Origin of the sequence: Neglectibacter sp. CSJ-5, from assembly GCF_032490475.1 — a bacterium.
Taxonomy (GTDB): domain Bacteria; phylum Bacillota; class Clostridia; order Oscillospirales; family Acutalibacteraceae; genus Hominenteromicrobium; species Hominenteromicrobium mulieris.
In genome coordinates this window covers 175,169-189,109 of record NZ_JAVYJC010000004.1, presented here as the reverse complement: position 1 = coordinate 189,109, position 13,941 = coordinate 175,169, and the positions used below count along the sequence as shown (strand labels likewise).

The window sequence follows — 13,941 nt, the reverse complement described above, 5'->3', positions numbered from 1 at the left end:
ACCTCCCCTTAGAATCTGAAATACAGGAACACGTTGTTCGTGGTATCAACGAGCAGAACACTCACGACGGCGAGCAACACCATACAGACCGCAACGGAGCCGACGCGGCCGATGGTATAAACGGTATCGTTTTTGCTCTCGAGAAAATAACTCTTGATCTTCGGCAATACCGGCAGGCTGACGAGAATCGCGAACAAAATGAGAAAGATGTTGTTGCGCAGGGAGGAGAACGTCATGGGGTCCGTAAACGGCGCGCCGTTCGCAATCATGCTGATGCCCGTGATATTGAGGAAAAACTGACCAAGCTGGCCGAGATCTTCAAAATAGAAGATGCCAAAGCCGAGGATGATGACAAGCTTCGTATACACATGCTTCCACACGATCGGCCATTTTTTCATGCGCTTTTTGCCCATTTTCTGCTCGAACAGCATGAAGCAGCCGTAGTAAAGGCCCCATAAAATGAAGTTCCATGCGGCACCGTGCCAAAGACCGGTGCAGAACCAAACAAGGAACAGGCCGAAATACTTGCGCGGCTTGCCGAAGAACGGCACGTACAAAAGGTAGTCACGGAAGAAGGAGCCGAGGGAGATGTGCCAGCGCTGCCAGAACTCCGCAATGGTGGTGCAGGCAAACGGATGACGGAAGTTTTCGTCAAAGTGGAAGCCAAACATGCGGCCGAGGCCGATGGCAATATCGGAATAACCGCTGAAGTCAAAGTAAACATACAGCGAATACACGATGATGGTGTACCATGTGCCGAGCACGGAAAGTCCCGTGATGTCCTTGCCGAAGAACGTGTTGACGATGGACCACAAATTGTTCGCGATGATGACCTTTTTCGCAAGGCCGAGGATCACGCGCAGCGCACCTTCGCATAGATCGGTCGCGTTGACGGAGCGGTTGTCGATCTCCTGCTCCACAACGCTGTACCGCACGATCGGGCCGGCGATGAGCTGCGGAAAGAGGGACAGGTACAAAAGGAATTTGTGGTATTTCGGCTGCACGTCCACCGTTTCCCAGTAGCAGTCCAAAATGTAGGAGATAGCCTGAAACGTGTAGAAGCTGATACCGATGGGCAACGTGATCTGCGGCACGGGAATGGCCGCGCCCGAAACAGCGTTCAGGTTTTCTACAATGAACGCGCTGTACTTAAAGATGAGCAAAAGCAGAATATCTACTAAAATACCGCCGCCAACGGCTAACTTTGCGCGCGGGGTATCCCGAAATTTGCCGATCAATATGCCGATGAACCAGTTAAAGAATGAACTGAACAGCAAAAGCAAAATCCAAAGCGGCTCGCCCCAAGCGTAAAAGATGAGTGAAAAGACAATCAGCACGATGTTTTTGGTGCTGAGCTTTTTGGCGAGGCCGTAACAGATGAGGCACAGTGGCAAAAAGACATAGATAAAGAACAAATCGGCAAAAACCATGTATCGGGCTCCTTAATCCTTTGTTTTTTCCGTGCAGGCACATTTCCCGATGCCCGCGGTGTTTGGTTTCCATAAGTTTTCATACATATATCAGTATAGACGAAAAAGCGAAAAGCGTCAAGGCAAAAGCCACCCAGAGCCTTGTCTTTTGCGGAAAATTTGCATGGGGTTTCAAAGCTTTTTCTGTGTATATTTCAGTGCGCGAAAATCCAATATGATTGACAAATGCGCCGCCGTGCGGTACAATAACACAGTACACTTTATGACCCCCAATTTAACACGTTTCAGCAACTCAGTTGGATAGAGGTCACGCTCCTAAGAGAACCTAAAAGTGTTCCCCGATAGATGGGTAATAGCCTCATAAATTAAATATGCGCCAGTAGCTCAGTTGGATAGAGCATCCGCCTCCTAAGAGAACCTAAAAGTGTTCCCCGATGGATGGGTAGTAGCCTCATAAATTAAATATGCGCCAGTAGCTCAGTTGGATAGAGCATCCGCCTCCTAAGCGGCAGATTGTTCGATTCCTTCGAGCCTTGAAAATTGCATAAAACTTTTAAATGTCTCAGTAGCTCAGCTGGATAGAGCACACGCCTCCTAAGGTTGCGTTACAACGGCCACCTCAAAAAAAACTAAATAAGGGATTGCAGTTCGACTTTGATCGGGCTATAATCATATATCAGACACGTCCATATAGCTCAGCTGGATAGAGCACACGCCTCCTAAGCGTGGGGTCGGAGGTTCAAATCCTCTTATGGACGCCAGTGAACAACGCCGAAAGCCTTTGTTTTCAAGGGTTTTCGGCTTTTCTTATATAAAAAGCTACGAAAAAGCTCTTTCACTGTATGAGATAAAATTCTACTCCAAAATTTGATTTTTGACAACCCCTCCAGAATCGAACGGTTGTTATAAGACAAAATCGCCAGCTAATTTTTAGCAGAAAACGGGCTGTTCTTGCTAATGAAAATGCCCTTCCTGCTAATCAGCCCCAAAATCGTGCCAAAAATCCAGCTAATCAAAAAAGGCGGATGTTTTGAATACCATGCAGTTATAGCAGATAAAATTAAATATCGTTATGTACATAGAGCGTCTATTTGCCCCGCATTGGGGATGGATAGGCGCTCTTTTTTTATGCCCAAACCCATGGGCAAATACAAGAGATTGGAGGTGTTTTATTTGAGCAAGCCTGTTTATACCGCAGACAAGCCGAGCGACTGTCATTACTGCTACTTCTGGACGAATGGCAGAAAGGGCTGCCGTCTGGGTAGAAATAATTGCTACTACTTAATCTCTTTGCCGCCGAAACCCAAGTCGGAATGTGATGGCTGTCCCTATGGGCGAGATCACCCGTGCATTGGTTGGTGTACGAAGAAGGTTATGCGTGAAGTGGGGCTTCGTTGATATGGATGTGTATGAACAGGAATACCGCTTCTACTATTTTGCCCGATGTCCTTACGAAAAGACGGATACGACTTTCCGCAGCATTCCGCTGACAACAGAAAGTTTTCCGCAGAAAGAAGGTGGTGAAGCCGTGTGAGTTTTGATTATTTTTACGGTCAGCAATCCGATCTATTCACATTCTATCGAGTTCCGAAGGTGTTGTTCACGAACGAGAGGTTCTGGAATATTTCTGCCGATGCCAAGATGCTGTATGGCATTTTGCTTGACCGCATGAGCCTGTCTGCCAAGAATGGTTGGATAGATAAAAACGGTAGAGTGTATATCATTTTTACAATCGACGAAGCGAAGATGGCTCTGAACTGTGCTGAACAAAAGGCTATCAAGCTGCTCAGTGAACTTGAGAAGAAAGCAGGATTGATTGAACGTAAGCGCCAGGGTTTGGGAAAGCCCAACCTGATCTATGTGAAGAACTTTATCTCTGCTGTGGATTCACAACTCTTGAATTGTGAAAATCACAATTCTGGAACAATGGAAATCACAACTCAAGAACTTCCGAAATCACAATGTAATAATACTGATATTAAAAATACTGAATTTAGTGATACTGATTCTATCTTTCCTTCCGGAAATGGTGGAATGATGGACGAGAATGACCGGTATCAAGAATACTTTGATTATTTCTCGGATCAGCTTAGTATGGATTTGTTGAAGAAGGATTACCCTTACGATTCCGAAATGCTGGATAACATTCTGGAGTTGATCGTTGAAACAGTTTGCACGAAGCGACCGTTGATTCGCATTGGTGCAGAGGAGCGTCCGGCAGAAATTGTCCGCAGTCGGTTTATGAAACTGAATGCCGAACACATTCGATATGTTATGGACTGCTTCAAGGAGAACACCACAAAGATTAGAAATATCCGTCAGTATATGCTGACTACGATATACAATGCGCCGACGACAATAGACACCTACTACGATGCTCTTGTTCGGCACGATATGTCACACGGATATTTGGAAGGAGGATTTAAGAAATTGAAAATGAAGCGAGAGGAAGGAGAGTGACGATAAATGTCGAAAAAAGCAACCATCATTGCGGTGGTCAATCAGAAAGGAGGCACTGGAAAGACCACCACCACCGAGAATCTGGGCGTTGGCTTGGCTCTTGAAGGAAAAAAGGTGCTTCTGGTAGACACCGATCCCCAGGCTTCCCTGACGGTCAGTTTGGGCAATCCCTGCCCGGATGATCTGTCTCCGACACTTTCCGATCTGATGGGAAAGATTATGATGGAAAACCCTATTACTCCCGATGAAGGGATTCTTCATCATCCGGAGGGCGTTGATTTGGTGCCGTCCAACATCGAACTCTCAGGTATGGAGGTAGCACTGGTCAATGCCATGAGCCGGGAAACCATTCTCCGGCAATACCTGGATACAGTCAAACAGAATTATGATTACATTCTTCTTGACTGTATGCCGTCTTTGGGTATGCTGACCGTCAATGCGTTGGCAGCTGCCGACAATGTGCTGATACCGGTTCAGGCAGCATACCTTCCTGCAAAGGGTCTGGAACAGCTGCTTGGAACCATCAACAAGGTCAAGAGGCAAATCAACCCGAAACTGAGGATTGAAGGGATTCTTCTGACGATGGTGGACAGCCGCACCAACTACTCCAAAGACATCAGCAATCTGATTCGGGAGAGCTACGGCGGAAAGCTGAAGGTTTACAAGACCGACATTCCCCGCTCTGTCCGTGCAGAGGAAATCAGCGCAGAGGGAACCAGTATCTTCAAGCATGATCCCAAAGGCAAAGTTGCCGAAGCCTATAAAATTCTGACGAAGGAGGTGTTAAACAATGCAGAAAAAAGGCGCAAACATCAGCTTGAAGGGGTACGATGATATTTTCTCCACCGATCAATCCAGAGCTGAAGCCCAGCAGGAGCGTGTGCAGGAAATTCCGCTTTCTGAGCTACACCCCTTTGAGGGACACCCCTTCCGTGTGGTTGATGATGAAGAAATGATGAAAACGGCAGAGAGCGTCCGAGATTTCGGAGTTCTCACTCCTGCGATTGTCCGTCCTGACCCCGACGGTGGTTATGAAATCGTTTCTGGTCACAGGCGGCACCGGGCATCGGAGCTTGCGGGTAAGGAAACCATGCCTGCGATTGTTCGTGACCTGGACGATGATGCAGCCATTATTTTGATGGTTGATGCGAATTTGCAGAGGGAGAGTATCCTGCCGAGTGAAAGAGCATTTGCTTATAAGATGAAGCTGGATGCGATTAAACATCAAGGTCAACGCACCGATTTAACTTCATCCCAAGTTGGGATGAAGTTGCAGGCAATGGATATAGTCGGTCAGGAGGCAGGAGAAAGCAGAAATCAGGTACACCGTTATATCCGTCTGACCGAACTGATTCCGGAACTGCTGGATATGGTAGATACGGGTCAGATCAAATTCAATCCTGCGGTGGAGCTTTCCTATCTGGCAAGTGAAGAACAGAAGGATTTTCTTTCTGCAATGGATTATGCTCAAGCAGCTCCTTCCCTTTCGCAAGCACAGCGAATTAAAAAGCTCGCACAGGAGGGCGAGTGTACGCTGGATGCGATGTGCGAGATTATGAATGAAATCAAGAAGGGAGAGCTGGACAGAGTAACCTTCAAAACGGATTCGTTGCGAAAATACTTCCCGAAGTCCTATACCAACAAGCAGATGGAGGATAAAATCATTCAGCTTTTGGAGCAATGGCAGAAAAAAAGAGAAAAATCAATGGAAAGGTAAGGTAAAAAATGTTTACACCCAAAAACATTCAGGGCGCTTTGGAAGAACTCTACGACCTTTGCGATCCTGATTATATGGTAGATATGCTCGTAAACTACAGTGAGGAGTTCGATGATATTTCTCCTGCGCTTCTGGCAAAGTCGTTTCAGAAAAATGCCGAGATGATTAGCGAGTATCGAGTATTGTCCTCTGCTGGTGAGGGTATCGACTATCAGGGAAAGGTACTTCTGAACAGCAGAGCCGTGCGGCTTCTGTCCTATGTAGAAGATATGAGCGGCGATGAAAAAGTTCGCACGATTCAGAGCAAGGAGCTGTGGTTAGCAGAAGATATGACATTCTATGTGGTGTCCTGTATGTCTACGATCACGATGGACAAGGAAGAAGCCATTTGTCTTAACGAACACCGCAGCGTGGTTACTACGGTGGAATGCGAGGACGATATTTTCTTCGACATGGGTTCCCTGATTTGCGAACTGGACGATATTTGCTTGTTCGAGCTTTTAGCCGATGTGGATGCGACTATTTATGAACTGTAACAGGTTCATGGATGGTCGCTTTTCTTATTTCCAAAGAAACGGAGGTATCGAAACTTGAAAGAATACGATGTGAAGATCACCGAAACCTTGGAGAAAACGGTTACGGTGCAAGCAGAATCTCACGATGCGGCAGAGGAACAGGTTAGAGCCGCTTATTACAATTCGGAGTACATTCTGGACTCCGAAAACTTTACCGGTGTTGCGTTCGGCACGACCGAGGAACGGGAGGTTCAGAAAGAACAGGCAGATACCATGAATGTGTTGCTGGTAAAGCCGTTCATGTATCCGCAGGCTGTGCAGATCGGCTGTGAGCTGGAGGATTTGCAGAAAGCCGTAGGTGGCGATATTGAGGCAACTTATCCGTTCAATGAGCCGGTTGCACTGGTGATGCACGACGAAGGTAAACTCGTAGGCAAAGAACTGAACCGTGCGCTGCGTGATGATGACGGCGATATTTATGACATTATCGCCGGTGATTTTCTGGTTGTGGGATTGGGCGAGGATGATTTTTGTTCTCTGTCCCCGGAACTGATGAAGCAGTTTGAGGAACACTTTCATCAGCCTGAGACTTTTGTACGCATGGGGCGCAGCATTATGGCGCTTCCCCTGCCGGATGACATGGTGAAGAAAGAAGATGCACCTGTCAAAGCTGATTCGGTTCCCCACAAAAGTAACCCTGACCGAGATGTTCTGTAAGGAGGTTCTTATGCAAAGAAATTCGACGATTGGAGAGCTGATGGAGCGAAAGCGGATTCAGGATGGTGCCAAGGAGTACCAGGGACATACCTATATGGACTTGGCACGATTTGATGACGCCACCAAGCACATGATTATTTTCGATGTGCTGACCGATGAATCGCCTGTCGGTTGGAAAGGCGAAAGAAATCGCCTGTATTTGAGCGATGTGGGTTATCAGAAGGCTCTGGATAACCAGAAAGCTGGCAATATCAAGATTATCAGCCATGCCGCAGTTGCCAAGGGCAATCTGTATTACGACCACAGAGATATGGCACGATAATCTGTTCACTCTACTGCTTGCAGGAGGTGATGAATCATGCAGGAAGAAGTTGAAAACAGAACAGTAAACCTGGCGATCAGCACAACCAAGCTGACGGGGCGCACTATCATTGCCGGTATCCGCAAGTATTTGCAGCACCGGGAAAAAGTGAAGATGAAAAAGGCACGAGACCCTGCCGTTCATGGAAAGCAATCCGTGAAACAGCTTTTGGGACAGAATCAGGGTGCTACGAATGTTGAGATCGACAAAGAGAGTATCCGTGATTTTGAAAAGCTCGCCAAGAAGTATGGCGTGGACTTTGCCGTAAGAAAAGATAAGTCCGTTGATCCTCCCCGGTTTCTTGTTTTTGTCCGTTCTAAAGATGCAGATGCTTTGGATGCAATCTGCAAGGAACATCAGGCAAGGGCATTAACCAAGAATGAAAAGCCGAGCGTTCTGGCGCAGCTGAAGAAGTTCAAGGAAATTGTCGCAGCGATTCCGAAGAAGGTTCGAGAGAAGAAACAGGAGCGTGATCTGTGATGGATAAGAGAAAAATGAAAAAGCTCCTGATTCTGAATTTACCGTATTTTCTGGTAGGGTTGTTCGCTACGAATTTAGGAGAAGCATGGAGATTGGCTGAGGGGGCAGATTCATCTGCGAAAATCCTCAGCTTTTTTCATGCCCTTCCGATAGCCCTGAACAATCCGTTTCCCAGCTTTCACCCGTTGGATTTGCTGATTGGTATTCTCTGCGGCGCAGGACTTCGGCTGGCTGTCTATCTAAAAGGCAAAAACGCAAAGAAGTACCGACACAATGTTGAGTACGGTTCTGCTCGTTGGGGAACGGCAAAAGATATTGAGCCGTTTATTGCACCAAAGTTCGAGGACAATGTGATCCTGACGAAAACGGAGCGGCTGATGATGAGCAATCGCCCGAAGAATCCTGCCAATGCCCGAAATAAGAATGTTCTGATTATCGGCGGTTCGGGTTCCGGTAAAACTCGCTTTTGGTTGAAGCCAAACCTTCTCCAGATGCACAGTTCCTATGTGGTCACTGACCCGAAAGGCAGCATCGTGATTGAGTGCGGCAACGCCCTTTTGAAGCATGGCTACACCATCAAGATTTTCAACACCATCAACTTTCAGAAGTCGATGCACTATAACCCATTTGCCTATATCCATTCAGAAAAAGACATTCTGAAACTGGTGACAACGCTGATTGCCAACACAAAGGGTGATGGAAAAGCCGGTGATGAGTTCTGGACGAAGGCGGAAACGCTGCTCTACTGTGCCTTGATCGGATATATCCACTATGAAGCTCCGGTTGAGGAACAGAATTTCTCCACCCTGATTGAGTTCCTGAACGCAATGGAGGTGCGGGAAGATGATGAGGAGTTCCAGAACCCGGTGGATCTGATGTTTGAAGCCCTGGAAAAGAAAAAGCCGAATCACTTTGCAGTCCGTCAGTATAAAAAATACAAGCTGGCTGCCGGCAAGACCGCTAAGTCGATTTTGATTTCCTGCGGCGCTCGTCTGGCTCCTTTTGATATTCAGGAGGTCAGAGATGTGACTGCCTATGACGAGTTGCAGTTGGATACTCTCGGAGATAAGAAAACGGCGCTCTTTCTGATTATGTCAGATACGGATGCGACGTTTAATTTTTTGATCTCCATGATTTACACACAGCTGTTCAACTTGTTGTGCGAGAAAGCAGATGATGTGTACGGCGGCAGACTGCCGGTTCATGTGCGCTGCTTGATTGATGAGATGGCAAACATCGGTCAGATTCCCAATCTGGAAAAACTGGTAGCGACAATCCGAAGCCGTGAAATATCGGCTTGCCTTGTTCTCCAGGCACAATCACAGCTGAAAGCCATTTATAAAGACAATGCCGATACCATCATCGGCAACATGGATTCCCGAATTTTCCTGGGTGGTTCTGAGCCAACCACGCTCAAAGAACTGAATCAGGCATTGGGAAAAGAAACTATCGACACCTACAACACCTCCAACACCAGAGGTAACAGCCCGTCTTACGGCTTGAATTATCAGAAGTTAGGCAAAGACCTTGCGAGCGTAGATGAGCTTGCGGTTCTGGATGGCAGCAAGTGTATTTTGCAGTTGCGTGGTGTCAGACCGTTTCTTTCTGACAAGTACGATCTGACGCAGCACCCCAATTATAAGTACACATCAGACTTTGATAAGAGAAATGAGTTCAACATTGAGCAGTTTCTGAGTCGAAGGTTGAAGCTCAAGGCAGGTGATGAGTTTGTGGTAGTCGATGCGGATTAAGGAGGTTTCTGTTTGGAAAATCTGAAAACGGTATCTGCCCTGGTTAAGAACATCTTGGAACACGACCACAAGGCAAGAAATACCGACAATCATTTGTACCTGATGGTACTGGAACACTATTCCGGTCTGCGTGGCATCGACATTCATGCCATGACGGTTCCTGTGTTTTTGAAGGAACTGGATAGACGCAGCTTTCCGGGGTTTGAAACTGTCCGCAGAAGCAGACAGAAAGTGCAGGCAACCTACCCTGACCTTGCTCCCAGTGAAGCCGTAGGCAAGCGCAGAGCAAAAAATGAGGTTGTATATCGAGAATTTGCAGAAAGCGAGGTGTAAAAAAAATGACTTGGTGGATCACGGATACCTCTATTGGGCAGCGATTGAAGTTCGTTAGACGATTTCGCCGCCTTACCCAGAAAGAGCTTGGACTCCTGATGGGGTATTCCGAGAAAACAGCGGATGTCCGTATTGCTCAGTATGAGAAAAACGCTCGAACCCCTAATGCAGAAACCACAGCGAAACTCGCAGAGGTTCTGAAGGTTTCACCTGTCGTTTTTTCACCGACAATCTGTGCTTCTCGTGAAGATTTGTTGCAGTCAATGTATTGGCTGTTTCTTATGAAAGGTGGTGGTGATATATATGATTGTGAAACTGAATATGCAAGAAGCAGAATGGAACAGAAACTTGGCGTGATAACCGTCGAGGAGTTCCTTGAAAAGATTCTCGTAAACTAAGCCTTCCGTCCGGTTTTGATGCCGGTAGTACGGAGGGCTTTTTCTATTCTCAAAACAATTTCAAATTTTAGGAGGAAAATATTATGGCATTTTTCAATAGCGCAGTAACCGTTCTTCAGACTCTCGTTATCGCTCTGGGCGCAGGTCTTGGCATCTGGGGTGCAATCAATCTGCTTGAGGGCTACGGCAACGATAACCCCGGCGCAAAGTCCCAGGGCATGAAGCAGCTCATGGCTGGCGGCGGTGTTGCCCTCATCGGCACCACCCTTGTACCTCTGCTCTCCGGACTGTTCGGTTAATCACAAAACAAGGAGGTAATCGCCTTTGGACAGCATACTCCAACAGATCACAGACTGGCTGAAAGAAATGCTCGTTTCAGCTATTATGGGAAATCTGTCGGGGATGTTTGAGTCCGTCAACAACCAGGTTGGCGAGATAGCAACCTCCGTTGGCATGACCCCGGCGAATTTTTCGCCGGGTGTCTTTGCCATGGTACGAAACATCTCCGAGTCAGTGATTATCCCAATCGCAGGCTTGATTCTGACCTTCATTGCCTGTTATGAGCTAATTCAGATGATTATTGACCACAACAATCTGGCAAATTTTGAAACCTGGATCTTCTTCAAATGGGTGTTCAAGACTTTTGTTGCGGTCATGTTAATCACAAACACATTCAATATCACGATGGCTGTGTTTGATGTGACACAGCACGTTATAAACGCAAGCGCCGGTATCATATCCGGAAATACTGCCATAGATGCTTCGGCATTGGAAACAATGGAAGAAACGCTGATGGCAATGGATTTGGGTCCTTTGCTCGGCTTGTTCCTGCAATCCTTTATCGTGCAGGTCACGATGTCCGCTTTGGCAATCATCATCTTTGTGATCGTCTACGGTCGAATGATTGAAATTTATCGCGCGTCCAGAAGCGCCGCTTTTCATCCGAAAGCGGTGCGCGGGCATTTTGGGAATCCGGCTTTGGCAAGCCGGTAAAGAAAAGTATCAAAGACGTGAAAAATGTCACTTTAGCGTCATTCGGTTTACCCCGGAGGGAAACCACAAGGGGGACAATAGCGTACCGAAAAAATCGCAAGTTGGGGAAACCATCTACCCACGACTGAGCGGCAAGACGCAACATTGTGAATGAGGAACAAGGCTAAACTGCTTTAAGGGCAGTCCGAGGCGGGATACTCGACCCGGCGGCGCAGGATGGTTGTATTCGCCGTATGTCATAGCAGAATGTGACAGGTAGACACAGACCGCACGATACTTATGACAGCCAGCCGCAATAAGCGGAAAAGGACGAAAACCCATTACCGACATCACAATACGCTTTTCCCAAGGTGTCTAACTGGAGATTGCCTAAACCGGAGTGCCGGGATTATCCGGCTATGCGTAATGCCGCAAGGTGAAAAATTTCAAGGGGTAAAAACCCAAGAAAGATGACGCTGAATATCCGGCATGGCAACGGAGCCTCCGTAGTAGTCCGAGGGCGGGAAAGCCGTCTACATGGCGAAGGGAGGCAGGATGTCAACCAATTCATAAAAAGGAAAGGTGCGTGAGGCATTATGAGAAGTCCTGAAAATGTGTTGGAAAGCCTAAAATCCAAGGCGTGTAATAAGAGTTACAAGTACGAGCGGTTATACCGCAATCTGTACAATCCACAATTCTATCTGCTGGCATACCAGCGGATACAGGCGAAACCAGGCAACATGACAGCCGGAACAGACGGCAAAACCATTGACGGTATGGGAATGGCAAGGATAAACGCCCTCATTGAAAAAATGCGTGATTTCAGCTACCAGCCCAACCCGGCGAGGAGAACGTATATCCCGAAATCCAATGGGAAAATGCGCCCTCTGGGGATACTGTCATTCGACGATAAACTGATACAGGAGGTGGTGCGGCTCATCTTAGAGAGCATCTATGAGCCAACTTTCAGCGACTACTCCCACGGTTTCCGCATAAACAAAAGCTGCCATACGGCACTCAAATATGTACAGAAATATTTTACGGGGACAAAGTGGTTCGTTGAGGGGGATATAAAGGGCTGTTTTGACAATGTAGACCATCATGTGCTGATTGACATTCTGCGGAAGCGGATTGCAGACGAACATTTCATTGGTCTGCTATGGAAGTTTCTGAAAGCCGGATATATGGAGGACTGGAATTATCACAATACCTACTCCGGCACTCCCCAAGGCTCTATCATCAGCCCCATCCTTGCAAATATCTATATGAACGAACTGGACAACTATATGGCAGAATACGCAGAGAAGTTCAACTGCGGAAACCGCCGTAAAATCAATCCTGCGTTCAAGAAGAAGTTGGATGTTTGCCGGGGAAAAGAGCAACGGCTTAAAAGAAATCTCTCTAAAATGAGCGAGAAAGAAAAAGAGGGCTTAATTGCGGAAATCCGGGAACTGCGGCGCAGTCTGAAATCCATGCCATACAGTGACCAGATGGACGACAGCTATAAGAGGATTTGCTACGTCCGGTATGCGGATGATTTTCTGATAGGAGTTATCGGCAGTAAAGAGGACGCAGAACAGGTAAAACAAGAAGTAGGCTGTTTTATCCGGGAAAAACTTCATCTGGAAATGTCCGGGGAAAAGACTCTGATTACCCACGGACATGATTTTGCAAAGTTTCTGGGATACGAGGTCACAATCGCCAAGGGCGAGTACAGCAAAAAGACCAAAACCGGGGCTACCAGACGAGTGAACAACGGAAAAGTCTTGCTCTATGTTCCCCATGATAAATGGGTAAAACGCCTGCTCTCCTACAATGCCCTCAAAATTAAATACGACAAACAGAACGGAAACAAAGAGGTTTGGGAACCTGTCCGGCGCACCCGCCTGTTGCACCTGGACGACCTGGAAATCCTAAACCAGTACAACGCAGAAATCCGTGGATTATACAACTACTACCGGCTCGCAAACAACGTGACCGTACTCAACAACTTCTACTATGTAATGAGATACAGTATGCTCAAAACTTTCGCCGGAAAATATCGGACACGAATTAGCAGAATTATTCGCAAGTACCGTCAAGGAAAAGACTTTGTTGTGGAGTATCCGAAGAAAAATGGCAAAGTGGGTAAAGTGCTGTTCTACAATAATGGGTTCCGCCGGAATACCAAAGTCGAAAGCGGCAACCCCGACATAGTGGCAAGAGTGGTTGAGAACTACGGGTGCAACAGCCTGATTAAAAGGCTACAAGCGAACAAATGCGAGTGGTGCGGCACAGAGAATGTGCCGCTTGAGATACACCATGTACGAAAACTCAAGGATTTGAGTGGCAGGAAACAATGGGAAATCGCCATGATTGGGCGCAGACGCAAGACAATGGCACTCTGCATTGACTGTCACGATAAGTTACACGTAGGGAAATTAGACTGACATCTGGAGAGCCGGATACATCGAGAGGTGTAAGTCCGGTTCGGAGGGGAGTTCTCGGAAACCTGCCATAGTGATATGGTAAGGCGTCGGGTTCTTACCCTACTGATGGTCAGCCTTGCCCCGATTCCGCTTTCCACTTTTGGAAACAGAGAACAGAGCAATATCGGACAGAATTATCTGCGTTCGCTGTTTGCAATCGGATTCCAGGGATTCCTGATTATGATCTGCGTGGGCATTTATGCGGTGCTGATTCAGTCTATCGCATTCAGTGATGACATCATCGGTTCTATCTGGGGTGTTATGGGCTACACCGTCCTTTTGTGCTTCACCCTGTTTAAGACTGGTTCGCTTGCGAAGGGTGTATTCAGCGCTCACTAA

14 protein-coding genes, 1 tRNA gene and 2 pseudogenes are annotated in these 13,941 nt (G+C 47.1%); 16 read left to right on the top strand and 1 reads right to left on the bottom strand.

Annotated elements, in window-relative coordinates:
* Window positions 1-8 precede the first annotated feature (8 nt).
* Entirely contained in the window at window positions 9-1,430 is a 1,422-nt protein-coding gene (locus tag R2K26_RS09800) for an MBOAT family O-acyltransferase (protein ID WP_308449839.1), read from the bottom strand.
* Window positions 1,431-2,114: 684 nt separating this feature from the next.
* Here R2K26_RS09800 and R2K26_RS09795 point away from each other — a divergent pair.
* From R2K26_RS09795 to R2K26_RS09720, 16 genes and pseudogenes are all read left to right on the top strand, one after another.
* Window positions 2,115-2,191: transfer RNA gene (locus R2K26_RS09795), tRNA-Arg, on the top strand.
* Window positions 2,192-2,760: 569 nt separating this feature from the next.
* Window positions 2,761-2,964, top strand: coding sequence for a hypothetical protein (locus tag R2K26_RS09790; protein ID WP_223385014.1), 204 nt, complete (start codon window positions 2,761-2,763; stop codon window positions 2,962-2,964).
* Entirely contained in the window at window positions 2,961-3,890 is a 930-nt protein-coding gene (locus R2K26_RS09785; RefSeq protein WP_002304312.1) for a DUF6017 domain-containing protein, read from the top strand. The genes R2K26_RS09790 and R2K26_RS09785 overlap by 4 nt, the downstream gene beginning before the upstream one ends.
* 6 nt (window positions 3,891-3,896) lie before the next feature.
* On the top strand, window positions 3,897-4,724 hold the full coding sequence (locus R2K26_RS09780) for a ParA family protein (protein WP_002304313.1): 828 nt from the start codon (window positions 3,897-3,899) through the stop codon (window positions 4,722-4,724).
* Window positions 4,681-5,607 (top strand): ParB/RepB/Spo0J family partition protein, encoded by a 927-nt coding sequence (locus R2K26_RS09775; protein ID WP_002304314.1) that lies wholly within the window; start codon window positions 4,681-4,683, stop codon window positions 5,605-5,607. Before R2K26_RS09780 ends, R2K26_RS09775 begins: the two co-directional genes overlap by 44 nt.
* A gap of 8 nt (window positions 5,608-5,615) precedes the next feature.
* Window positions 5,616-6,143 carry a hypothetical protein gene (locus R2K26_RS09770; RefSeq protein WP_002304315.1) on the top strand — a complete coding sequence of 176 codons (528 nt, stop codon included), beginning with the start codon at window positions 5,616-5,618 and terminating at the stop codon, window positions 6,141-6,143.
* 54 nt (window positions 6,144-6,197) lie between these two features.
* On the top strand, window positions 6,198-6,839 hold the full coding sequence (locus tag R2K26_RS09765) for a DUF3846 domain-containing protein (protein WP_002588969.1): 642 nt from the start codon (window positions 6,198-6,200) through the stop codon (window positions 6,837-6,839).
* Between the two features lie 10 nt (window positions 6,840-6,849).
* Entirely contained in the window at window positions 6,850-7,161 is a 312-nt protein-coding gene (locus R2K26_RS09760) for a DUF5720 family protein (RefSeq protein ID WP_002304317.1), read from the top strand.
* 36 nt (window positions 7,162-7,197) lie between these two features.
* Window positions 7,198-7,680: a PcfB family protein gene (locus R2K26_RS09755; protein WP_002304320.1), complete on the top strand. Its 483-nt coding sequence runs from the start codon at window positions 7,198-7,200 to the stop codon at window positions 7,678-7,680.
* Window positions 7,680-9,431 (top strand): VirD4-like conjugal transfer protein, CD1115 family, encoded by a 1,752-nt coding sequence (locus R2K26_RS09750; RefSeq protein ID WP_002588968.1) that lies wholly within the window; start codon window positions 7,680-7,682, stop codon window positions 9,429-9,431. Before R2K26_RS09755 ends, R2K26_RS09750 begins: the two co-directional genes overlap by 1 nt.
* Window positions 9,432-9,443: 12 nt before the next feature.
* Complete coding sequence (locus tag R2K26_RS09745) at window positions 9,444-9,764, top strand: hypothetical protein (RefSeq protein WP_002304332.1); 321 nt, start codon at window positions 9,444-9,446, stop codon at window positions 9,762-9,764.
* Between the two features lie 5 nt (window positions 9,765-9,769).
* Window positions 9,770-10,162 (top strand): helix-turn-helix domain-containing protein, encoded by a 393-nt coding sequence (locus R2K26_RS09740; protein ID WP_002304334.1) that lies wholly within the window; start codon window positions 9,770-9,772, stop codon window positions 10,160-10,162.
* 83 nt (window positions 10,163-10,245) lie between these two features.
* Window positions 10,246-10,461, top strand: a complete 216-nt coding sequence (locus R2K26_RS09735; RefSeq protein WP_002576404.1) for a Maff2 family mobile element protein — start codon at window positions 10,246-10,248, stop codon at window positions 10,459-10,461.
* Between the two features lie 25 nt (window positions 10,462-10,486).
* Window positions 10,487-11,077: pseudogene (locus tag R2K26_RS09730) on the top strand (VirB6/TrbL-like conjugal transfer protein, CD1112 family); the annotation flags it as partial.
* A 653-nt stretch (window positions 11,078-11,730) separates the two neighbouring features.
* Window positions 11,731-13,563 (top strand): reverse transcriptase/maturase family protein, encoded by a 1,833-nt coding sequence (locus R2K26_RS09725; protein WP_117471387.1) that lies wholly within the window; start codon window positions 11,731-11,733, stop codon window positions 13,561-13,563.
* Between the two features lie 99 nt (window positions 13,564-13,662).
* A pseudogene (locus tag R2K26_RS09720) lies at window positions 13,663-13,941 on the top strand (hypothetical protein); the annotation flags it as partial.

Bases quoted from the DNA above. Each gene is read 5' to 3' on its own strand.
- R2K26_RS09760 (WP_002304317.1), top strand. From the start codon at position 6,850: ATGCAAAGAAATTCGACGATTGGAGAGCTGATGGAGCGAAAGCGGATT.
- R2K26_RS09800 (WP_308449839.1), bottom strand. From the start codon at position 1,430: ATGGTTTTTGCCGATTTGTTCTTTATCTATGTCTTTTTGCCACTGTGC.
- R2K26_RS09735 (WP_002576404.1), top strand. From the start codon at position 10,246: ATGGCATTTTTCAATAGCGCAGTAACCGTTCTTCAGACTCTCGTTATC.
- R2K26_RS09780 (WP_002304313.1), top strand. From the start codon at position 3,897: ATGTCGAAAAAAGCAACCATCATTGCGGTGGTCAATCAGAAAGGAGGC.
- R2K26_RS09750 (WP_002588968.1), top strand. From the start codon at position 7,680: ATGGATAAGAGAAAAATGAAAAAGCTCCTGATTCTGAATTTACCGTAT.
- R2K26_RS09740 (WP_002304334.1), top strand. From the start codon at position 9,770: ATGACTTGGTGGATCACGGATACCTCTATTGGGCAGCGATTGAAGTTC.
- R2K26_RS09755 (WP_002304320.1), top strand. From the start codon at position 7,198: ATGCAGGAAGAAGTTGAAAACAGAACAGTAAACCTGGCGATCAGCACA.
- R2K26_RS09790 (WP_223385014.1), top strand. From the start codon at position 2,761: ATGGGCGAGATCACCCGTGCATTGGTTGGTGTACGAAGAAGGTTATGC.
- R2K26_RS09770 (WP_002304315.1), top strand. From the start codon at position 5,616: ATGTTTACACCCAAAAACATTCAGGGCGCTTTGGAAGAACTCTACGAC.
- R2K26_RS09725 (WP_117471387.1), top strand. From the start codon at position 11,731: ATGAGAAGTCCTGAAAATGTGTTGGAAAGCCTAAAATCCAAGGCGTGT.
- R2K26_RS09775 (WP_002304314.1), top strand. From the start codon at position 4,681: ATGCAGAAAAAAGGCGCAAACATCAGCTTGAAGGGGTACGATGATATT.